The sequence below is a fragment of the Marinobacter gudaonensis genome (assembly GCF_900115175.1).
Lineage (GTDB): Bacteria > Pseudomonadota > Gammaproteobacteria > Pseudomonadales > Oleiphilaceae > Marinobacter > Marinobacter gudaonensis.
Window position 1 is genome coordinate 2,473,499 of the sequence record NZ_FOYV01000001.1, and the last position, 19,996, is coordinate 2,493,494.

Here is a 19,996-nt window from a genome sequence, read left to right on the forward strand (position 1 = left end):
ACAGCCAACTGTTAGAGTATCTGCTTTAATTGACAGAGCAGATAACAAGAGGCCTGTGACATGAAGAACCTGAAGGACAAAGTTGCTGTAGTGACCGGTGCCGGCTCCGGTATCGGCCGGGCCCTGGCCCAGGCGCTTGCCGCGCGCGGCTGCCGCCTGGCGCTCTCCGATGTGAACGAACCCGGTCTCGCCGAGACAGCCAGCAGCCTCAAGGGCGTCGAGGTAAAAACCTACCGTCTGGACGTGGCGGACCGCGACGCCATATACGCCCATGCCGAGCAGGTTGCCAGCGACTTCGGGCAGGTCAATCTCATCATCAACAATGCTGGCGTGGCGTTGTCGGCCTCGGTGCGGGAAATGACCGATGAGGATTTCCAATGGGTGATGGATATCGACTTCTGGGGCGTGGCCCACGGCACCCGCGCTTTTCTGCCTCACCTGATTGCCTCCGGCGACGGCCACGTAGTGAATATTTCCAGTGTGTTCGGCCTGATTGGCGTACCCAAGCAGAGCGCCTACAACGCCGCGAAATTCGCGGTTCGCGGCTTTACTGAATCCCTGCGTCAGGAAATGAAACTGGAAAACCAGCCGGTGGCGGTCAGCTGCGTGCACCCGGGCGGCATCCGCACCAACATCGCCAACGCCGCGCGCATGGGCAAGTCTGAAAACGCAGAGGCCCAGCGCAAGGGGTTTGACAAGCTTGCCATGACCACGCCGGAAAAGGCCGCGGAAACCATCGTGAAGGGCATTTTGAAGGACGAATCCCGCATTCTTGTAGGGCCGGACGCCTGGGGCATCGAGGCCATTAATCGCCTTCTGGGCGCCGCCTACCAGCCCCTGGTGGAGCGCTTCTCCCGCAAGAACCTGTACGTATAACACTTGAATCACACGGCAGGAGTGGCCCGGACATTGGCCTCTCCTGTACATTTTACAAACAGGTATTCAGGGCTATACTCGAAAGCTGATTCAGGGAAGTGTCAGCATGAAAACGTCTCACCATGCGGATCTGGGAGCCACACTGGAACAGAGCCGCTCCGGTCTGCGCGATAACCATCGCCGCTCGCTGATGCGGCTGCTTTTTGTGGCCACCGGCTCTGCACTGGTGGTTTTCGCATGCCTGCAGATTCTCAGCGGCTTCCTGTGGCTCGGTCTCGGGGAGCTGGCGGCGAGTGTCGTCCTGTTCGTGGGCACCTGGCGCCTGAAAACCACCCGCCATCTCCAGGCCTGTATCTACGCCTACTTGCTGACGCTGTTCAGCTTTTTCCTGGTCATCATTGTGCTGCCCAACGCCTCGGTGGCGGCTTTCGTGTGGGTCCTGATGATGCCGGTGCTGGCCTACCTGTTGCTGGGCAAACGCGAGGGCCTGATCCTCAGTGTGCCGTTCATGATTGCCGGCGGCATTCTCTATTACCTGTACCTCGAGGATGTCGCCAGCCCCCACGCGCTCATCGACCTGCTCAACATGGTCCTGTGTGGTGCCCTGATGCTGGTGTTCGTGCATTTGTATGAAGTCCGCCGGGAGGAAGCCGAGCAGCGGCTGGTGGACATGGCCCAGACCGATGCCCTCACTGGCCTGGCCAACCGCAGTAACTTCCAGGGAACACTGAACCGGACCATCGCCGAGTGCGAGCGCAGTGGCACCGGGTTTGCGCTGGTGGTGATGGACATTGACCACTTCAAGGTGGTGAACGACACGCTCGGCCACGAAGCGGGCGACCACGTGTTGAGAAACATCAGCCGGTGCCTGACCGAGCGCCTCCGGGGTACCGACTTTGTCGGCCGGCTAGGGGGCGAGGAGTTCGGCCTGATCTTGCGCGATGTGAAACCGGCCGATGCCTTCGAGCTCATGGACGAACTGCGCCAGCGAATTTCCAGCAGCGAACTGACCTACGGCGAGGCCCGCATCCGGGTAACCGCCTCCTTCGGCATTGCCCAGTGGCCGGACCACGGCCGGCAGGCGGAAAGCCTGATGCGGGTGGCCGATCGCTGCCTGTACAGCGGCAAGCGGGCAGGCCGCAACCGGGTGGCCGGTGCCGGATCCAATCCGCGGCAGATGGAGATTCTGGCTGGCGAGACCGGATAATTGCGGTACTCTGGTAAGGCCATGCCACTGCAAGACTGATCCGAACCATGTGTGAACTGCTGGCCATGAGTGCCAACACCCCCACCGACCTGTGCTTCAGCTTCACCGGCCTGACCCGCCGGGGCGGTGCCACCGGTCCCCACAAGGACGGCTGGGGCGTGGCCTTCTACGAGGGCAAGGGTGTGCGCGCCTTCCACGACGCCGACGCCAGCGCCAGCTCCCGCATCGCCGAGGTGGTCCAGACCCACCCCATCAAGAGCGAAGTGGCCATCTGCCATATCCGCCAGGCCAACGTCGGCGAGATCTGCCTGGCCAACACCCACCCGTTCATGCGCGAGCTCTGGGGCCGCTACTGGGTCTTCGCCCACAACGGCCAGCTGTCCGGCTTCCGCCCGCAACCGGGCTTTTACGAACCGGTAGGCAGCACCGACAGCGAAGCGCTGTTCTGCGACATCCTTAATCACCTGCGCAGCCACTGCGACCGCAACACCGGCACCGACGACATCGTCGAACGCCTGGTGCGCCTGTCGCAGGCCTACGCCAGCCAGGGCGTGTTCAACCTCCTGCTCAGCAACGGTGACTGGCTGTTCACCTACTGCACCACCAAAATGGCCAGCATCACCCGCCGCGCCCCGTTTGGCCCGGCCCGTTTGAAAGACGCGGATGTCACTGTGGATTTTGAATCGGAAACCACGCCCAACGACATCGTCAGCGTGATCGTGACCGAACCGCTGACCAGCGATGAGCGGTGGGATATCTATCAGCCGGGGGAATGGCGGTTGTGGCGCAAGGGCGTAGTTGTGCGTTCCGGTAAGTCAGTGGAGTGAGGTCGGACTCGCTGAACTGAACGCAGCAACGTTGCCCGATCAAGCGGGTGAGTAGGTGGGGAGGCCTTTGTGCAGGGAAAAAGATGTCTGAGCGCAGCGAGTTGTTTTTCCCGGAACAAAGGCCTCCCCACCTGCTTGGCCGCGTAACTCCAAAGTTTACTGACAGGCGTTACTGAAGCGTTCGCCGATTGCCCTTCTGGTACTGGGGCGCAATGTGCGCCTGGATCTCCGCCTTGAACCGCGCAATCAGCTCGCTGTTGTCGTGATCCCAGGGGTGGAAATCGGGCTTGAAGTACTCCAGCCAGGTCGGAATCAGGCTCGAAAACGTGCCGTTCCTGCCCCACATTCGCCACAGGCCCCTGGCGCTGTCCTTCAACGAGAAATTCTTGCGGTCATTGAGCATCATGCGACCGGTGAAATAGCTGGCCATCACGCCCAGGGCCGCAGTACTGAACACCTGGTAAAAAGCGCGCTCTGCGTAAGTGCCGCCCACCTGCTGGAACACATCGTAGGTCACCGCCTTGTGTTCGGTTTCCTCGATGGCGTGCCAGACCCACAGCGGACGCATGGATTCGTCCATGTCCTCGCGCACGTCGCTGCGCTCCAGCAGCATGTCGGCCATCATGGCGGTCATGTGTTCGAGGGCACAGGTTATGGCCAGCTGGTGGCGTTTGGGCAGCTTTTTGGCAATGCCCAGCACCACCTCCAGGTGCTTCTCCAGCTCTTCCACCGGCATACCCTGATCCCGTACGTGCTGGTTCATGGCCACGTGTTCAAGGGAATGCATGGCTTCCTGACCAATAAACCCGCGCACCTCGGCCTTCAGCTTAGGGTCGGAAATCTGGTCGCGATAGGCGCGCACAGAATCCACGAAGAACTGCTCACCCTGCGGAAACAGGACCGACAGGGCATTCATCATGTGGCTCAGGAAATAACTGTTGTCGAGCCAGTACTGCGGCACCTGCTCGCCGAATTCAAAGCCCATACGCTGGGGCTTGATGGTGACCTGCTCCGGCGTGTTCGAGGCCCGCGTTGCCGGGGCCTTGCGGCTTTCTGCTGTTTTGTTACTCAGCATGTGTGTACTCCTCACTCTGGGGGATGTCATGGCTCCAGTGTGGGGAAGTCAACGCCGGGCGGGAATGCGCAAAGAGGACTGGGATCTATCAGAATGGGACAGCCCGGAGCCGGACAACGCCCGGAGAAGGATTGGCTAAGCTGACGGACCACGTGGTGCGTCTGGCCCCACTGTAGCCGCCCGGGCCATCTGATAAAGTCCGTCCATGGGTCAGGGCCAGCACAACAACAAGGATCAGCAATGAGCGCAAGCGGACCAGACAGAGAGCGGCAGATGCTGGGATTGTTCCTGGTGCCCGGTGTATACATGCGGGTGCTGGCCGATACGGTTCGCCAGCTCGGTTACAACGACCGGTCGCTGTATGAGGGCCTCGATTTTACCCCCGAGGACCTGAAAACCAACGACAGCCGGGTGTTCGTTACTGATGCCATTGTCATGGCGCAACGGGCACTCGAGCTTGCCGGCAAGGACGGCCTGAGCTTCTTGCTGGCGCGGGAACTGCGACTCACCATTCACGGCACCCTGGGCTTCGCTGCCCTAACCAGCCCCACCTTCGCCGATGCCCTGGACTCGGTGCGCCGTTACCTGCATCTTCGTGTGCCGTTCCTCGGCATGAGCCAGTCCGAGGCCGGGGACCAGGTGCTGGTCAAACTCTGCACCGAGTTCGAAGTGCCCGGTCTTTACCCGTTTCTGGCCGAAACCGTCTGCGCCACCCTGATCCTGCTGACCGAACAACTGCTCGACCGCGACGACGCCGCCAGACACGGCTTTGCCCTGGAAGACGGCAAACTGTCTGGCGTCACCGTCTGCCTGAGCGCACCGGAGCCGCCCTGGTACCGGCAATTCGCCCACCAGCTGCCGGTGCGGTTCGAATACGGCCAGCCGGACGAAATGATGGTGTTTCCGAAGGATCTGCTGAAAGTGCGCATGCGCCTGGCCGACGCCGAAGCCTCCCGCATGGCCCGGGACCAGTGCGAGTTCGAGTTGCAGAAGGCGCTCAAGGAGCAGGGCGACATCGTGCTGGCGATCCGCAACATGCTTCGCATGATGCCGGGCCCACTGCCGTCGCTGGAGGCCATGGCCGAACGCTTCTGCGTGTCGTCCCGAACCCTCAAACGCCGCCTGGCTGACCGCGACACCAGCTACCGGGAAATCCTCGAGTCGGTGCTGAAAGACCGGGCCATCCAGCTGCTTCGGTACACCAACCAGTCGGTCAGCGAGATTGCCTACGAGCTCGGCTACGCCGACCTGTCCAACTTCAGCCGGGCGTTCCGCAAATGGACCGGCAAATCGGCCAGCGAATTTCGCGAGGGTGGTCCGGATCCGGCGCCTGAGGTGGGGCCCTGAGACCCCACCCCACACCCTGCTTACTGCTCAGAATGCCGTCCTGTTTTTTTATTGCCCTGTCTTAACTTGTCTTTTCTCTCCTATGCCACAATGTGAGGACGGACGGGGGGAAGGAATATTTTCCCGACAGGAAAAAGATGTCTGAGCGAAGCGAGTTGTTTTTCCCGAGGGAAAATATTCCTTCCCCCCGGCCAGCCCCCAGCACCCGAAGGCTGGGGCCGGAGCTCAAATCGGTGACGATTCCAGAAGGATGAGAACAGATATGACAGACCGCCCAGACACCCACAGCAAGCTGATCGGCTACCTGCTCTGGATCTTCGGATTCCTGGGCTCCCACCGGTTCTACTACGGCAAGCCGGTCACCGGCACCATCTGGTTCTTCACCCTGGGCCTGCTGTTCATCGGCTGGATCATCGACCTGTTCCTGATTCCGGCCATGGACCGGGAAGCAGACCTCCGGTTCAACGAAGGCGAGGTGAGCTACAACATCGGCTGGATCCTGCTGACTTTCCTCGGCGTGTTCGGCATTCACCGCATGTACATGGGCAAGTGGATTACCGGGATTATCTACCTGCTCACCGGCGGCCTGTTCCTGATCGGTGTGCTCTACGATTTCTGGACACTGAACAACCAGATCTCCATCCGCAACGAAGAACGCCGTTTCGGCTGAGCGCCCGCGCTCACAGGCCTGCGGCGGCCTCCAGGTCCGCCAGGCCCTCCTCCAGGTAGTCCAGCATCCGCTGCAGGCTCGGTAGCGTGCGGCGGCAGCCGATCAGGCCGAACTCCACCTGGTCTCCGTAGCTGAGCAGTGTCATGTTCAGGGCCAGGCGGTCCATGGCGATGGACACCGGGTACATGCCGTCCAGCTTGGCACCGTTCCAGTAGCAGGTCTCCTTTGGCCCCGGTACGTTGGAAATCACCACATTGAAAGTCTGCCACTTGGGGGCCATGCCGGTGAGCAGATGAAACGCCGCCGGAGCCAGGGTCAGGGCGGTGTAGTTGATGATTTCCTCGGCGCTCATGTGGGCATAGCGCTCCTTGGCTACTTTGACATCCTCGTGGATCTGCATCAGCCGAGTGACCGGGCTCGGTACATCGGTGTGCAACGAGGCGAGGATCACCCCCACCTGGTTTCCGCCGGAGCTGTCGTCCTTGCGCAGGGATACCGGCACCATGGCGATCAATGGTTTCTCCGGCAGCGCGTCCTGGTTCATCAGGTAGCTTCTCAGGGCGCTGGCGCACATGGCCATCACCACATCGTTTACGGTGGCTCCGTAGGCCGCGCCTACTGCCTTGATTCGTGCAAGGTCGTAGGACTGGGCGGCGAAGCGTCGGGAACCGGTGATCTTCTGGTTCAGCAGGCTGCGGGGGGCATGGAAGATGGACGAATAGGCCGGGTCCTTGCGGGCGTTGTTGATGGTGCGCAGAAGTTCCCGGGCGACCGTTGGCACCGTTCCCAGCTGTTTTCCGGATTCCCCCAGCAGGTGGCCGACGCTGCGCCACAGGGAAGAAGCGCTCTCCTCTTGTTTGCCTGACTGGCGCGGCGGCATGGCCCAGATCGGTGGCATGTCCCGTTCGCCGGTGTCGTGGCACAGCATCCGGGTGGCCATGCGCATGGCCGAGACGCCATCCACCAGGGCGTGGTGCACTTTGGTGTACACCGCAAACTGCCGCTCCCCCAGACCTTCAATCAGGTGGAACTCCCACAGCGGCCGTTCCCGGTCCATCAGGTGGGAATGTTCCGCGGAGACAAAGGACAGCAGCTCCCGGACCCGACCGGGCGTGGGCAAGGCCTGGAACCGGAAATGATGTTCCAGGTCCAGGTGCTCGTCTTCCACCCATACCGGCTGACCAAACCGGTAATCCAGCCGCTGGTTGAACGGCGGCGTGACCCGGGTGTACTGCCTGAGTCGTTCGGCAAGCCGGGCAACATAGTCGTCCGGCGCATCCTCGGGAAAGGAAAACAGCTGCAAACCGCCCACGTGCATGGGTTGCTGGCGCTTTTCCAGCCACAGGAACAGTTGATCGGTAGGGCTAAGGGGCTTCACGGGGCGTCCTTGTTTGGCGGGTTTGCGGGGTGACAGACTCATGGTAACGCACATTCGGGCGGCCGGAATTGACTTCTTTAAAAACCGCCGGCACAGGCGCAGTCAACAGGAGACGAGGTCCGGAGCGCCATTTCTGTCGTAAGCTGAAGCGTAAGGTTAGCACTTGCATCCATTTGAAACGTCACAGGGAGAGAGGTCAGTGGGTCATCCGTTGAAAGGCATCCCGGTTATCGTGTTGCTGTTCATGTCCGTCTGGTCACCGGGTGGCGCGGCTCAGGAGCTTCCGGGCGTGCAGCTGGAAACCGTGAGCCCCGGCACCATCAGGCAGGAGGTCACCCTCAACGGCACAGTGACGGCGCTTCGGGTGTCCGGCATTTCCGCCTCGGTTGCAGGGCTGTTGGAACAGGTTCAGGTGGAAACCGGGAACCGGGTGGCCAGGGGCGATACCCTGGTGGCACTGGATGATGAGCTGGTCCGGTGGGAGCTGGAGGCCGCGAGTGCGGAGGTCGAGGAAGCCCGAAGCCGGCTGGAGGAGGCCGAACGCAGGCTCAGTGAGGCCCGCTCGGTGGGCGCCGGTCGAAACATTGCCGCAACCGAAGTCAGCACCCGGGAAAGTGAAGTAGAGGCTAGTCGTGCCGCCCTGGCGCGGCTGGAGGCAACACGCCGTCAGGTGGCGGTGAGGCTGGAGCGTCACCGCGTCACGGCACCCTTCGACGGCGTGATCAGTCAGCGTTCCCGGGACATCGGCGAGTGGGTCACCACCGGGGATCAACTGCTGACCCTGGTGGACACCGGCAATCTGAGGCTCGATTTCCAGGTGCCCCAGGACTTCTACGCCCGCGTTGACGACAACACCCGCCTGCTCGTTCAGGCTGAGGGCGACAGGGTTCCGGCGAGCATCGACGTGCTGGTGCCGGTGAATGACCCCCAGGCGCGAACGTTCCTGCTGCGCGCGATCAAGCCCGACCCGGTGCGGCTGCTTCCTGGCATGGCGGTGCAGGCAACCCTGCAGGTGACCACCGGTGAGCAGGGACTCACCATTTCCCGGGATGCCATCAACCGCTATCCGGAAGGCCGGGTGACCGTGTGGCTGGCGGAGCCGGCCGATGGCGATACCTGGACCGTTCGCGAGAAACGGGTGTACCTGGGGGCCGGCTTTGATGGCAAGGTGGAGGTGACTCGCGGCCTGGAACAGGGGCAGAAGGTCGTGGTACGCGGCAACGAATCCCTCACCGAGGGTATGAGGGTGCAGATCTCCGAACGGGAGAGCCGCTGATGTTTGCCGGTGTCATCCGACACGGTACTCTGGTAACCGTCGTCGCGCTGATTGTGGCCATTCTCGGCGCGGCAGCGGCACTTCGGATACCGGTGCAGATGATTCCGGATCTGGAAGTACGCACGGTTACCGTGGAAACCAGCTGGCCGGGCGCGACGCCCCAGGACATCGAGAAGGACATCCTGATCGAGCAGGAACGGTTCCTGCGTAACGTGCCCAATCTCAGCCGCATGACCGCGACCGCCTCCAGCGGCAGCGCCGAGATCGAACTGGAGTTTCCGTTCGGGGTGGACATCACCGAGACACTGATTCAGATCAACAATGCCCTGAGTCAGGTCCCGGACTATCCGCGCAACGTGGACGAGCCGCGCATTGTGGCGGCGTCCTTTTCTTCCAACGCTTTCATGTATTTCCGGATCGCCACCCTGGAAGGCAACCCCCGTGAGCTGGACATCGAACTGATGCGCGACTTCATCGAGGACCGGGTACGGCCCAGGATGGAGAGCGTGCCTGGGGTGTCCGAGGTAACAGTGGGCGGTGGTGCCGACCGGCAGATGCAGGTCATCGTGGATGAAGCTGCCCTGGCCCAGCGGGGTCTGAATCTGCTGGATGTTCGCGATGCCATCGTGGACCGTAACCGGGATATTTCCGGCGGCGAGATCGATTCCGGCAAGCGCCGTTACCTGCTGCGCACCGTCGGGCGGTTTGATGATATCGCCGCGCTGGAGCAGCTGGTGGTCCGGCGCGAGGGCGACAGCGTGATCCGGCTGGGCGAGGTGGCCCGGGTTCAGCAGGGCCATTCCCGTATCCGGGAGCTGTCGCTGGTCAACGGCCAGCGCGTCATCGGGCTGCAGGTGCGCCGGGAGAGCGGCTCCAATGTCATCGACATCAAACACGCGATGATGGACGAGGTGGCCGCCATCAACCGGGAAGTGCTGGAACCGGCCGGCATGAATCTGAGCCTGACCGCAGACGACGCCCGATATGTGGAAGCGTCCGTGGCCAATGTCTGGACCAACCTGGGCATTGGGGCCGTCTTTGCGACGCTGGTGATGTTCCTGTTCCTGCGTTCGGGGCGGGCCACCTTTGCCGGGGTGGTGGGTATCCCCCTGTGCGCCATTGCCGCGTTTATCGGCTTGTTGATCATGGGCCGCACCATCAACGTGATTTCCCTTGCCGGCATCGCCTTTGCCATTGGCATGACGGTGGACAACAGCATTGTGGTGCTCGAGAACATCGAACGACACCGCCGGCTGGGGCTGGACCGGTTTGAATCGGCCCTCAAGGGCGTCCGTGAAGTCTGGCCGGCGGTGCTGGCCTCAACCACCACCACCATCCTGGTGTTCCTTCCCATACTGTTTATCGAAGAGGAGGCGGGCCAGCTCTATTCCGATGTGGCCATCGCCATTTCTGCGGCCATCCTCGCCTCCATGCTGGTGGCCATTACCATCATACCCACCCTCTGTGCGCGGCTGGATTTTGGCCGGCGGGCCGCGGACACCGACCAGTATGGCAATGAAATCTCCGGTCGCTGGAGTCGGGGCGTGATGGGGGCGGTCCGCTGGCTGGTGGACGGATCGGTACGGCGGGTGTTTGTTGTCGTGGCCACGACTCTGACCAGTCTCTGGATCATCTTTGTGCTCACCCCACCGGCGGAATACCTGCCGGAAGGGGAGGAACCCAAGACTTTCGCCGCCATGTCGGCACCACCCGGCTATAACCTTTCGGAGATGCGGGCCATAGGCCGTCAGGTCGAGGACTACTTCCTGCCCCACGTGAACGCCGATGGCGACGCTTACGCCGCCGGCGAAACCCGGGTGCCGCCCATGGCCTACCTCAACATGCAGGTGACGCCCACGCGGATCCGCATCATCGCCGAGACCCTGAACCCCAGGCACATTGAGGCGCTGATGGACGAGATCACCCGCTTCTACGAACAGTTCCCGGGTATGCGGGCCTTTGCCGCCAAGGGCTCGATCATCTCCAGCAACGACGGCGGGACTCGCAGTATCAACCTGGACATCGCGGGGCCCGACCTGGTGTCGGTTTACAGCGCCGCCAACGCCGCTTACCGACGTGCTGAGGAAATCTTCGACAACCCCCGTATCCAGAGCCAGCCCTCCACCCTCTCGCTGGCGCAGCCGCTGATCCAGATCCTGCCGGACTGGGACCGGGCGGCGGAACTGGGTCTTGGTGCCGAAGGCATCGGCTTCACGGTGGCCTCGCTGACCGAAGGCAGCTACGTGGACGATTTCTTCCTGGATGACGAGAAGATCGACATCTACGTTTACGGAAGCGAGGGTCGGAACCCGGAACTGGACGATTTACCGGATGTGATGGTGCACACGCCCCAGGGCGCCACCCTGCCCCTGTCGAGCCTGGCCACCATTGAGGAAACCGTGGACACCAGCACCGTGCGCCGGGTGGACGGGCGCCGGACCGTGACCCTGAACGTCATTCCCCCGGGCGACGTGCCTCTGGAGGCCGGCGTGGACCGGGTGCGGACGGATCTGCTGCAGTACCTGCGCGACAGCGGCGCGCTGCCGGCCAACGTGGATGTGGATATCTCGGGCGCCAGCGACCAGCTCAACGCCACCCGCGAAGCGCTGACGGGCAACTTCATCATTGCCATCGCCATCGTCTACCTGCTGCTGGTGGCTATCTTCGCCCACTGGGGCTTCCCGCTTCTGATCATGACCGCCATCCCCCTGGGCGTGGCCGGCGGCATCGTGGGACTGGCGCTGATGAACCTGGTGGGCGGCCTGCTGCCGATGATCGGCCTGCAGCCGCTCAGGCAGCCCTTCGACATGATTACCATGCTGGGCTTTTTGATCCTGATGGGCACCGTGGTGAACAACCCGATCCTGGTGGTGGACCAGGCCCGCCAGAACCTGCGCCAGAAGGGCGTGACCGTGGTAGAGGCGGTCACCGGCGCGGTGCAGACCCGCCTGCGCCCCATCGCCATGACCACCCTGACCACCCTCTGTGGCCTCTCGCCCCTGGTGTTCCTGCCCGGCGAAGGCACCGAACTCTACCGGGGCGTCGGCGCCATCGTCCTGTTCGGCCTGCTGGGAGCGGCCATCGTGACCGTCACCTTCCTGCCGTCGCTGACCATCATGGTCCTGGGCTGGCGCGAGCGCTGGCGGTCAGGCCGCCACTGAATCGCGCTGGCTGGCACGCACCTCCAGACGGATCTGGTTGCCATCCAGCAGCACCGGATAGGTTTTCACCCGCACGGAGTCATCTTCCAGACAAACCCCGGTGCGCAGACTGAAATGCTGCTTGTACAGGGGCGAGGCCACCACCGGCTCCCCCTTCAGATCCCCGGTAATCCCCCGGGCCAGCACATTGGCGCCGCTGAACGGATCGGTATGGCTGATGGCAAACAGGGCCGGCAGCCTGTGCGGCAGGTAAAACACCGCCACCGGTCCTTCGTCTGTCCAGACCGCGACGCCGGATTCCGGCACCAGGTCGTCTACCGTGCAAACCGCTTCCCAACGAGTGCGTGGTTTCATATGTTCCTCCAATGTCGCTATTAAAATGAGTCGAATCGTTTCTAGCTGTCTACGCCGATTCGTCTCAAAAAATTCTGGCTTGTTGCACTCAGGCGTTAACTGTTGGCCTGGTGAGCGTGGGGGTCGGTATCTTTCCCCGACAGGAAAAAGCTGTCTGAGCGAAGCGAGTTCTTTTTCCCGAGGGGAAAGATACCGACCCCTGCGCTCCGCCCCTCAACCCTCAGGCTACGCGGATTCAGTCTCCAAAACAGGCCGCCGCTGCCCCCGCTCAACGGTCCATTCCTGCACCGGATCACTTTGCGAAGGCGCATTCACAAACTCACGGAAGCGCTTGCGCTTCTCCGGATCCTCCACGGCGGATTTCCACTCGCACTGGTAGGTGCTGACAATGCCCTCCATGTGCTCCTCCAGCTCGGCGCAGATCCCCAGGCTGTCCTCCAGCACCACCTCTTTCAGGTAGTCCAGGCCGCCCTCCAGGTTCTCCATCCACACGCTGGTGCGCTGCAGCCGGTCGGCGGTGCGCACGTAGAACATCACCACCCGGTCAATGGTGCGGATCAGCTCCTCGTCGGACAGGTCGGTGGCAAAGAGGTCGGCGTGCCGGGGTCGCATGCCGCCGTTGCCGCACACGTAGAGGTTCCAGCCCTTGTCGGTAGCAATCACGCCAAAGTCCTTGCTCTGGGCCTCGGCACACTCCCGGGTGCAGCCAGACACCGCCATCTTCACCTTATGGGGCGCGCGCAGGCCCTTGTAGCGATTCTCCAGCAGGATCGCCATGCCCACGCTGTCCTGCACGCCGTAGCGGCACCAGGTGCTGCCCACGCAGGATTTCACCGTACGCAGGGACTTGCCGTAGGCGTGGCCGGTCTCGAAACCGGCGGCAATCAGCTTTTCCCAGATCTCCGGCAACTGGCTCAGGGTGGCGCCGAACAGGTCCACCCGCTGGCCGCCGGTGATCTTGGTGTACAGGTCATACTCCTTGGCCACCTCACCCAAGACAATGAGTTTGTCCGGTGTGATCTCACCACCCGGGATGCGCGGCACAATCGAGTAGGTACCGTTCTTCTGCATGTTGGCCATGAAGGTGTCGTTGGTGTCCTGCAGGGGCACGTGATCGGTGGCCAGGATGTGCTCGTTCCAGCAGGTGGCCAGGATCGAGGCCACTGCCGGCTTGCAGATATCGCAGCCGTGCCCCTTGCCGTGCTGGCTGATCAGGGTGCGGAAGGTGCGGATGCCGTTCACCTTCACAATATGGAACAGCTCCTGGCGGCTGTAGGGGAAGTGCTCGCACAGGTCCTTGCTGACCTCGACGCCGCGTTTTTCCAGCTCGCTGTCCACCACGTTCTTGAGCAGCGCGGTACAGCCGCCGCAGCCGGTGCTGGCCTTGGTTTCCGCTTTCACGCTACCCAGGTCGGCGCAGCCGGCATCGATGGCACTGCAGATGTCGCCCTTGGTGACGTTGTGGCAGGAACAGATGGACGCGGTTTCCGGCAGCGCATCCGGGCCCAGGGTGGGTGCGCCGCCCTGGCTTTCCGGCAGTATCAGGGTCTCCGGATTCTCCGGCAGGGTGATGCCGTTCAGTGCGTACTGCAGCAGGGTATCATAATGGCTGTTGTCGCCCACCAGGATGGCCCCGAGCAGGGTCTTGCCGTCCTCGCTGATCACCATGCGACGGTAGTGGCCGGCCTGCTCGTCGTTGAAGCGGATGTTGCGGGCACCCGGGGTCTGGCCGTGGGCATCACCGATGGAACCCACATCGACACCCAGCAACTTCAGTTTGGTGCTCATGTCGGCGCCGGTGAACGCAGCTTCCCGGTCGCTGTTCAGGGCGGCCGAGAGGGTACGTGCCATGGTGTAACCGGGCGCCACCAGGCCGAAGATTTTCTGCTCCCAGAGCGCGCACTCGCCAATGGCGTGAACGTGGGGATCCGAGGTGGTGCACTGGTTGTTGATCACGATGCCACCGCGCTCGCCGATTTCCAGACCGCTGGCCCGGGCCAGGGCGTCCTGGGGCCGGATGCCGGCGGAGAACACGATCAGGTCGGTTTCCAGGAAAGATTCGTCGCTGAAATTCATGCGCAGTCGGGCGTCCTGGCCTTCGACAATCGCCGTGGTGGCTTTCTCGGTGTGCACCTGCACGCCCAGCTCCTCGATCTTCCTGCGCAGCAGGGCGCCGCCGTCGGCGTCCAGCTGTACCGGCATCAGCCGGGGCGCGAATTCCACCACATGGGCCTCCAGGCCCAGGCTCTTGAGGGCATTAGCCGCCTCCAGGCCCAGCAGGCCGCCGCCAACCACGACACCGGCGCGGGCGCCCTCGGCGCTGGCGCGAATGGCGTCCAGGTCTTCCAGGGTGCGGTAAACCAGGCAGTGGGGGCGGTCATTGCCCTCGATCGGCGGCACGAACGGATAGGAGCCGGTGGCCAGCACCAGTTCATCGTACCGGTACTCGCCCCGGGGCGTTTCCAGGGTGCGGTTCTCCCGGTTGATGCCGGTGACCTGCTCATTGAGGTGCAGCTGAATGCCCTGCTCGGTGTACCACTCCAGGGTGCCCATGGCCAGGTCGGCATGGGTGGAGCCGCCGAAGTACTCCGACAGGTGAACCCGGTCGTAGGCCAGCTGCTTTTCCTCACCAAACACGATGATCTCGAAATCGGCGGCCGCCGGGCTGGCGCAGAACTGCTCCAGGAAGTGGTGGCCAACCATACCGTTGCCGACAACGATCAGGGTTTTCTTAGTCATGGGTCTTTCCTCTTTCCGGGCGAAGGGCGCTCCGAGCGGATGGCTCAGGCTTTATGCCGCCGCCTCGCAGTAGTGCTTGCCAAAAGCTATGTGGTCCCGGTATCGGGAGATGTCGTCCTGTTGCTGGATGCGCTGGCTGTACCAGGGGCCGTCCCGGGTATCACCAAGCAGCACCGCGCCGGCAAGCCGCTGGTTGCGGATCAGCAGCCGGCAGTAGTGGTTGTGTTCATGGTCTTGCCAGATCACCGATTCGGTATCTTGGTCCGCGCTGATTTGCCCGCAGGAAAAGATCGGAACACCGCTGATTTTCAGGCGGGTCGGGGTATCCACCGGCGTATAGGCAGCACCGCAGTCCCGGCCCTCCGCGGTCGAAGCAAGGACCTCGGCCAGTACATCCGCCTGCTGGTAGCCGGGTTCGACCAGTCCGAAGGTGACATCCTCCAACTGGCAGCACTCGCCCAGGGCCCGGATGAAGGGGTCGCTGGTGCGCAGCTGGGAATCCACCAAAATACCCCGGTCGCAGGCCAGCCCCGCTTCCCGGGCGAGCTGCGCGCGGGGGGTAATGCCGGTGGCGAACACCACCAGGTCGGTGCTGATCAACGTGTCGTTATCGAGCTGAACAGCGCGTACCCGCGAGCGTCCGAGCAGGGCTTTGGGTGAGGTTCCGGTGAGCACATTGATGCCACGGGCCTCCATGTGCTGTTGCAGCAACGCGCCACCGACCGGATCCAGTTGCCGGTTCAGCAGGTGGTCGCTGCGGTGCAGCAGGGTGACCGCCATGCCCCGCTGGCGAAGGCCATCGGCGGTTTCCAGTCCCAGGAAGCCACCGCCGATGACCACGGCCCGGCGCTGGTAGCGGGCGGTATCGATCAGGGACCGGGCGTCGTCCAGGTCCCGGAAAGTCATTACCCCCCGCAGGTCGGCGCCCGGAAGCTGCGGCTTTGCCGGCTCGGCGCCGGTGGCCAGGACCAGGTGGCTGTAGTGCTGGACACGACCGGTGGCGGTGGTCACGGTGCGGGACTGGCGGTCAATTGCGACCACCGATTCGCCGTTGCAAACGGTAATGCCCCGGTCCCGAAACCAGTTCTCGGACTGCAGGGTCATGGCCGCCTCGTCGGTGTCACCCGCCAGCAGTACAGACAGCTGGATGCGGTTGTAGGCGTCCGCCCGTTCACCGTTGAACACCACAATGCGGTCGAAGGGTCGGTCCTGACCGCGACAAAGTGACTCCAGCAGCCGCTGGGACACCATGCCGTGGCCGCAGATCACCAGTACCGATTCCCGTTGTTCCTTCATTGCGCTCATTTCCCACTGCACCCGACTGTTTTCTGGCCAACAAAAAAAGCCGGAGCATCTATTCCCGAGGGAAGTCGATGGTCCGGCGCCAATGCCAACAACAATGATCTGATGGTCCGGCCTGATCCTTGGCCGGGACATTCGTCCATGATTTTGAATTAGCGATCTTCGTGCCAGGTTTTTCAGGCTTTTAAAAACAGTAACTTGGCGTTAGGTAGTCCGGTGATGTTCGATTTGTACCTGCGATTGCTGCCCTGCAACAGGGCAGATTGCACGGCTTTGGGGCCAGGGCGGTGGCCCGGTAATTGCTGTGGTCTGACCAGAGGCGGAAGATTCAGACGCGGGGCCAGGCCCCGGAACCGCCAACGAACACTGGAATTGAGGCCCTCCGGCCTCCGGAGTCTGTGATGAATGCCAAACGAGCGCCTGCCGCGAAAGCACCCACCGCCGGCGATTATCTGATCGCGTCCAAAAGCTGTGAGCTGATGAACCTCCAGTACTTTTTGCAGATGGGCAGATTGGTGCAGTGCATCAGCAACCTGGTGCATTCGCTCCAGTGCGAGCGCGGGGCGTCCAACGTCTTCCTGGGCTCCGGTGGTGAGCGGTTCGCCAATGAGCGCGAGAGCATGGTGGCTGAATCCGACCGGTTGCTGGCGGATTTCTACCAGGCGTTGACCGAAATCCACCGGGAGCTGACGGCTCATCCGGTCAGCAGCCGGCTGCTTAACCAGCTGGCCAGCGCCCTGCACGGCCTGGACGGCCTGACGGAGCTGCGCCGTTGCGTCCTTGCCCGGAAGGTGACGGCCGCCTCGGCCACCGAAGACTACAGCAGCCTGATCCACAATTTGATTGCGGTGGTGTTCGAGGCGGCCGATACCGCCGTGGACCCCACCATTGCCGGACTGCTGGTGGCGATGGTGCATCTGATGAATGGCAAGGAGTTTTGCGGCCAGGAACGGGCCGTGGGTTCGGCCGGATTCTCCAGCGGACGGTTTGATCGTGCACTGTCGGAGCGCATGATGCACCTGATTGAGGCGCAGGAGCGCTGTTTCGAGGTGTTTACCAGCTTCGCCGATGACGATTCCCTGGCCCTGTGGGAAAAGCTGCGCCAGAACCCTCGCGAGAGCGACATCGAAAAACTCCGGCAACGGGGCACCGCCATTGGCCGCTTCAAGGATCTGGACCCGGCCCTGGCCGATGAGTGGTTCCGTCTGATGACCGAGCGGATGGACGAGCTGAAGACGGTGGAGGATTCGGTGGAGGGCTGCTTTCACGCACGTTGTACCGAGCGCTTCGCCGACGCCCGAAACTCCCTCGCGCATCAGGAAACCCTGATCGCTTCCCTCGATGCCCGCGATGCTCGGGAACCGGCCTCCAGGCCGCTTCTGGTACTGTGCGACTCCGGCGGTGAGCAACCAGGCGGTGACGCCTGGGAGAGCGACGGGGTTGGCCAGCAATTCGGACGCTCCATCTTTGACCTGGTGCAGGAACAGACTCGGCGCCTGCAACAAATGACCGACGAACTGCAGAGCGCCCGGGAGGCCCTGGAAGACCGCAAGACCCAGGAAAAAGCCGTGCTGCTGCTGATGGAACACCGCAAGATCAGCAACGACGAGGCGCACCGCGTGCTGCGCAAACTGGCCATGGACCAGGGCCGAAAACTGCCCGAGGTTGCCCGGGCCCTGGTATCCATGGCGGACGTTCTGAAGTGATGGTGCTCCAGTGACCCTCCGGCGCTGAACCGCCCGGCTCAGGCCCGGGCGACGCGCGTTTGGGTCTTGTCCTCCTCAGGCTCGCTGGTCCCTTTGGTTCCGGACCGGCGGGGCGACAGATGCTCCAGCTTGCGCTGCTTTTCATACAGGAAGCGCAACACCTCCTGCCGGTAATGCACGTATTCCGGGTTGTCCGCCAGGGTCACCCGATTGCGGGGCCGGGGCAGCTCAATGCGCAGATCCTCGCCCACGGTGGCGGCCGGGCCATTGGTCATCATGATAATCCGGTCCGACAGCAGTACCGCCTCGTCGACATCGTGGGTAATCATGATCACCGTGTTGTTCAGCTCCTGCTGGATCTCCATCAGCGAATCCTGGAGATGAGCCCGGGTCAGCGCATCCAGCGCCCCGAACGGCTCGTCCATCAACAGCACACTGGGCTTCATGGCCAGCGCCCGGGCAATCCCCACCCGCTGGGCCATACCACCGGACACCTCTCCCGGCCGCTTGTCGGCCGCGTGGGCCATGTTCACCAACGCCAGGTTATGATGAATCCAGTCGCGCCGCTCCTGCTTGCCCATGGACTTGCGAAACACCTGCTGCACCGCCAGCTCCACGTTCTCATACACCGTCAGCCAGGGCATCAGCGCATGGTTCTGGAACACCACCGCCCGTTCAGGCCCCGGCGAATTCACCTCATGGCCATCCAGTACACAGCCACCCTTGGTGGCCTGTAACAAACCGGCGACGATGTTCAATACGGTCGATTTGCCACAACCGGAATGCCCGATCAGGGACACAAACTCGCCCTTCTGGATCTTCAGATTGACGTTGTCCAGGGCCACGAAGGGGCCTTTGGGCGTATCAAACGCCATTTCAACACCGGTCAGTTCCAAATGCGTCTTGCTCATAGCTGTTACCTCTAAAGCTTGCGGAGCGCCGGGTGGGCAATGCCGCCCGGGACCCTCAAAAACAGGGATGTTTTTGCGGAGCGTACAGGGATGTACTCGCCGCGTGTTTCGGGAGGCGTGACCCACCCGGTGCGGCATGCTCCAAACCAGAAATCACTCATTCCAGGCAACCTTTCGCTGAATCAAGAGCATCACCCGGTCCAGCACAAACCCGATAAACCCGATGGCCAGCACCGCCACCATAATCCGGCTCAGGGACTGGCTGCTGCCGTTCTGGAACTCATCCCATACGAACTTGCCCAGCCCCGGACTCTGGGCCAGCATCTCCGCGGCAATCAGCACCATCCAGGCAATGCCCAGCGACACCCGGAGCCCGGTGAAGATCATCGGCACCGAGGACGGCAGCACCACCTTGCGCACATGGGTCCAGAACGACAGCCGCAGTACCCGGGACACATTCAGCAGGTCCGGATTGACCGCCGCCACGCCAACGCTGGTATTGATCAATGTGGGCCACAGACTGCACAGGGTGACCGTAATCATCGAGGTGATGAACGACTTCTCGAACATTGGATCGTCGCTGACGTAAGTGGCAGACACCACCATGGTCACCAGGGGCAGCCAGGCCAGCGGCGACACCGGCTTGAACACCTGGATCAACGGGTTCACCGCGGCCTGGAAGTGCCGGTTCAGCCCCACCACGATCCCCAGCGGCACCGCGATTGCCGTAGCCAGCACGAAGCCTGCCAGCACCGTGAACAGACTGGTCACGATCTGGTCCGGAAAGGTGGGCGCTCCGGGGTAGGGCCGAATCTTCACGTCCGCTTCCGGGTTGTCGGCCAGAATTCGGGCGTTTCGTTCTTCCTGCATGGCAATGAACTTGTCCGCCCGCTCGCGCTGGTTGACGTGTTCCTGCCAGAGCTGGCCGGATTGTTCCCAGACCTGGGCGGGCCCCGGAAAACTGCCCAGCGAGGTGTCCACCTGGGGCGCCGCCAGGTGCCAGAAGCCGACAAACAGCAGGATACCGATAACGGGCAGCAGCATCTGACGGCCTGTGGCCGCCAGGCCGGCGGGCGATAACGCCTCGCCCAGGGCCTGGAGTTTGCGTTTGAGCCAGCGAGGCGTTTCGGCGCCCGGTGTGGCGGAAGTGATGGTGGTCATGGGACG

15 protein-coding genes are annotated in these 19,996 nt (G+C 62.7%); 8 read left to right on the plus strand and 7 right to left on the minus strand.

What is annotated here, in order from left to right; all coding sequences use genetic code 11:
• Nucleotides 1-60: 60 nt before the first annotated feature.
• From BM344_RS11150 to BM344_RS11160, 3 genes are all read left to right on the plus strand, one after another.
• Complete coding sequence (locus BM344_RS11150; protein WP_091989667.1) at nucleotides 61-876, plus strand: SDR family NAD(P)-dependent oxidoreductase; 816 nt, start codon at nucleotides 61-63, stop codon at nucleotides 874-876.
• Nucleotides 877-982: 106 nt separating this feature from the next.
• Nucleotides 983-2,083 carry a GGDEF domain-containing protein gene (locus tag BM344_RS11155; protein WP_091989670.1) on the plus strand — a complete coding sequence of 367 codons (1,101 nt, stop codon included), beginning with the start codon at nucleotides 983-985 and terminating at the stop codon, nucleotides 2,081-2,083.
• A gap of 47 nt (nucleotides 2,084-2,130) precedes the next feature.
• Nucleotides 2,131-2,910 carry a class II glutamine amidotransferase gene (locus tag BM344_RS11160; protein ID WP_091989673.1) on the plus strand — a complete coding sequence of 260 codons (780 nt, stop codon included), beginning with the start codon at nucleotides 2,131-2,133 and terminating at the stop codon, nucleotides 2,908-2,910.
• 169 nt (nucleotides 2,911-3,079) lie between these two features.
• Here BM344_RS11160 and BM344_RS11165 read toward each other — a convergent pair whose 3' ends face one another.
• Nucleotides 3,080-3,985, minus strand: coding sequence for a metal-dependent hydrolase (locus BM344_RS11165; protein WP_091989676.1), 906 nt, complete (start codon nucleotides 3,983-3,985; stop codon nucleotides 3,080-3,082).
• A 240-nt stretch (nucleotides 3,986-4,225) separates the two neighbouring features.
• On the opposite strand from BM344_RS11165, the gene BM344_RS11170 reads away from it, so the two are divergent.
• Together BM344_RS11170 and BM344_RS11175 are read left to right on the plus strand one after the other, a co-directional pair.
• Nucleotides 4,226-5,332, plus strand: a complete 1,107-nt coding sequence (locus tag BM344_RS11170) for a helix-turn-helix domain-containing protein (RefSeq protein ID WP_091989679.1) — start codon at nucleotides 4,226-4,228, stop codon at nucleotides 5,330-5,332.
• A gap of 262 nt (nucleotides 5,333-5,594) precedes the next feature.
• Nucleotides 5,595-6,002 (plus strand): NINE protein, encoded by a 408-nt coding sequence (locus BM344_RS11175; RefSeq protein WP_091989683.1) that lies wholly within the window; start codon nucleotides 5,595-5,597, stop codon nucleotides 6,000-6,002.
• A gap of 10 nt (nucleotides 6,003-6,012) precedes the next feature.
• Here BM344_RS11175 and BM344_RS11180 read toward each other — a convergent pair whose 3' ends face one another.
• Entirely contained in the window at nucleotides 6,013-7,380 is a 1,368-nt protein-coding gene (locus BM344_RS11180) for a WS/DGAT/MGAT family O-acyltransferase (RefSeq protein WP_091989686.1), read from the minus strand.
• A 199-nt stretch (nucleotides 7,381-7,579) separates the two neighbouring features.
• On the opposite strand from BM344_RS11180, the gene BM344_RS11185 reads away from it, so the two are divergent.
• Nucleotides 7,580-8,656, plus strand: coding sequence for an efflux RND transporter periplasmic adaptor subunit (locus BM344_RS11185; RefSeq protein WP_228143600.1), 1,077 nt, complete (start codon nucleotides 7,580-7,582; stop codon nucleotides 8,654-8,656).
• Nucleotides 8,656-11,817 (plus strand): efflux RND transporter permease subunit, encoded by a 3,162-nt coding sequence (locus BM344_RS11190; RefSeq protein ID WP_091989689.1) that lies wholly within the window; start codon nucleotides 8,656-8,658, stop codon nucleotides 11,815-11,817. Before BM344_RS11185 ends, BM344_RS11190 begins: the two co-directional genes overlap by 1 nt.
• Here BM344_RS11190 and nirD read toward each other — a convergent pair.
• The 3 genes from nirD to BM344_RS11205 all read right to left on the minus strand — a co-directional run bounded on the left by nirD (nucleotide 11,803) and on the right by BM344_RS11205 (nucleotide 16,215).
• The gene (nirD, locus tag BM344_RS11195; protein WP_091989692.1) at nucleotides 11,803-12,171 is read right to left on the minus strand and encodes a nitrite reductase small subunit NirD; all 369 of its coding nucleotides are present in this window, start codon (nucleotides 12,169-12,171) and stop codon (nucleotides 11,803-11,805) included. The genes BM344_RS11190 and nirD overlap by 15 nt on opposite strands.
• 225 nt (nucleotides 12,172-12,396) lie before the next feature.
• Nucleotides 12,397-14,910 carry a nitrite reductase large subunit NirB gene (gene nirB, locus BM344_RS11200; protein WP_091989694.1) on the minus strand — a complete coding sequence of 838 codons (2,514 nt, stop codon included), beginning with the start codon at nucleotides 14,908-14,910 and terminating at the stop codon, nucleotides 12,397-12,399.
• 51 nt (nucleotides 14,911-14,961) lie between these two features.
• Entirely contained in the window at nucleotides 14,962-16,215 is a 1,254-nt protein-coding gene (locus tag BM344_RS11205; protein WP_228143601.1) for an NAD(P)/FAD-dependent oxidoreductase, read from the minus strand.
• A gap of 398 nt (nucleotides 16,216-16,613) precedes the next feature.
• On the opposite strand from BM344_RS11205, the gene BM344_RS11210 reads away from it, so the two are divergent.
• Nucleotides 16,614-17,918, plus strand: a complete 1,305-nt coding sequence (locus BM344_RS11210) for a nitrate- and nitrite sensing domain-containing protein (RefSeq protein ID WP_091989697.1) — start codon at nucleotides 16,614-16,616, stop codon at nucleotides 17,916-17,918.
• 38 nt (nucleotides 17,919-17,956) lie between these two features.
• On the opposite strand, the gene BM344_RS11215 is transcribed toward BM344_RS11210, so the two are convergent.
• Complete coding sequence (locus BM344_RS11215; RefSeq protein WP_091989700.1) at nucleotides 17,957-18,829, minus strand: ABC transporter ATP-binding protein; 873 nt, start codon at nucleotides 18,827-18,829, stop codon at nucleotides 17,957-17,959.
• A gap of 153 nt (nucleotides 18,830-18,982) precedes the next feature.
• A complete protein-coding gene (locus BM344_RS11220) occupies nucleotides 18,983-19,990 on the minus strand; it encodes an ABC transporter permease (RefSeq protein WP_091989703.1) in 1,008 nt (335 codons plus the stop codon).
• Nucleotides 19,991-19,996 lie beyond the last annotated feature (6 nt).

Bases quoted from the DNA above. Each gene is read 5' to 3' on its own strand.
- BM344_RS11150 (WP_091989667.1), top strand. From the start codon at position 61: ATGAAGAACCTGAAGGACAAAGTTGCTGTAGTGACCGGTGCCGGCTCC.
- BM344_RS11155 (WP_091989670.1), top strand. From the start codon at position 983: ATGAAAACGTCTCACCATGCGGATCTGGGAGCCACACTGGAACAGAGC.
- BM344_RS11160 (WP_091989673.1), top strand. From the start codon at position 2,131: ATGTGTGAACTGCTGGCCATGAGTGCCAACACCCCCACCGACCTGTGC.
- BM344_RS11165 (WP_091989676.1), bottom strand. From the start codon at position 3,985: ATGCTGAGTAACAAAACAGCAGAAAGCCGCAAGGCCCCGGCAACGCGG.
- BM344_RS11170 (WP_091989679.1), top strand. From the start codon at position 4,226: ATGAGCGCAAGCGGACCAGACAGAGAGCGGCAGATGCTGGGATTGTTC.
- BM344_RS11175 (WP_091989683.1), top strand. From the start codon at position 5,595: ATGACAGACCGCCCAGACACCCACAGCAAGCTGATCGGCTACCTGCTC.
- BM344_RS11190 (WP_091989689.1), top strand. From the start codon at position 8,656: ATGTTTGCCGGTGTCATCCGACACGGTACTCTGGTAACCGTCGTCGCG.
- nirD (WP_091989692.1), bottom strand. From the start codon at position 12,171: ATGAAACCACGCACTCGTTGGGAAGCGGTTTGCACGGTAGACGACCTG.
- nirB (WP_091989694.1), bottom strand. From the start codon at position 14,910: ATGACTAAGAAAACCCTGATCGTTGTCGGCAACGGTATGGTTGGCCAC.
- BM344_RS11205 (WP_228143601.1), bottom strand. From the start codon at position 16,215: ATGAGCGCAATGAAGGAACAACGGGAATCGGTACTGGTGATCTGCGGC.
- BM344_RS11210 (WP_091989697.1), top strand. From the start codon at position 16,614: ATGAATGCCAAACGAGCGCCTGCCGCGAAAGCACCCACCGCCGGCGAT.
- BM344_RS11215 (WP_091989700.1), bottom strand. From the start codon at position 18,829: ATGAGCAAGACGCATTTGGAACTGACCGGTGTTGAAATGGCGTTTGAT.
- BM344_RS11220 (WP_091989703.1), bottom strand. From the start codon at position 19,990: ATGACCACCATCACTTCCGCCACACCGGGCGCCGAAACGCCTCGCTGG.